Source organism: Mesorhizobium sp. LNJC405B00, assembly GCF_000502615.1.
In the GTDB taxonomy this organism is placed as follows: domain Bacteria; phylum Pseudomonadota; class Alphaproteobacteria; order Rhizobiales; family Rhizobiaceae; genus Mesorhizobium.
Map to the genome: position 1 here is coordinate 1 of NZ_AYWC01000066.1, position 281 is coordinate 281.

The window sequence follows — 281 nt, forward strand, 5'->3', positions numbered from 1 at the left end:
CGACGCTCTTCCGATCTATGCCGATGCTGGCAACCGCCGGCATTCACACCTTCTTCAACGGCCCCGAAAGCTTTACCCCCGACGACCGCTACTATCTCGGCGAAGCGCCGGAGCTGTCGGGCTACTGGATGGCGACCGGCTACAATTCCATCGGCATCGTCTCGTCCGGCGGCGCCGGCATGGCGCTGGCGCAGTGGATCAATGACGGCGAAGCGCCCTTCGACCTCTGGGAAGTCGACATCCGCCGCGCCCAGCCATTCCAGAAGAACCGTAGGTATCTC

At 63.3% G+C, this 281-nt stretch carries 1 protein-coding gene; it reads left to right on the forward strand.

Going from position 1 to position 281, the window contains the following annotated elements; translation table 11 throughout:
* The coding region (locus X756_RS01000000166490) for an FAD-binding oxidoreductase (RefSeq protein WP_032999719.1) at positions 1-281 on the forward strand (281 nt) is incomplete at both ends.